The sequence below is a fragment of the Psychroserpens mesophilus genome, assembly GCF_050617655.1.
Taxonomy (GTDB): domain Bacteria; phylum Bacteroidota; class Bacteroidia; order Flavobacteriales; family Flavobacteriaceae; genus Psychroserpens; species Psychroserpens mesophilus_A.
The window spans coordinates 1-238 of sequence record NZ_JBODQC010000479.1 but is presented as its reverse complement, the minus strand read 5'-3'; the positions used below and the strand labels follow the sequence as shown (position 1 = coordinate 238).

Here is a 238-nt window from a genome sequence, read left to right as displayed (position 1 = left end):
AACCCCACCCAGTTCAACAACCCGGAAGACCTGAACAAATATCCCCGCACCCTGGAAAGCGACCTGGACAAGCTCCGGGACATTTCCGGGGATTTGCACGTTTTTGCCCCTGCGGTATCTGAAATGTACGGAGATTCGGTGGTTTCCAGGAAATACAACTTCCGGGGGCTCGACCAGGTGATGGAAGGCGCCTTCCGGGACGGGCATTTTGACGGCGTGGGGACCATAGTGGAAGCTT

At 56.3% G+C, this 238-nt stretch carries 1 protein-coding gene; it reads left to right on the top strand.

Annotation, left to right across the window (positions count from 1 at the left end):
* Positions 1 to 238, top strand: a 238-nt coding sequence (locus ACRHNM_RS18075; RefSeq protein WP_431138011.1) for a pantoate--beta-alanine ligase, incomplete at both ends; no start/stop codon positions are given.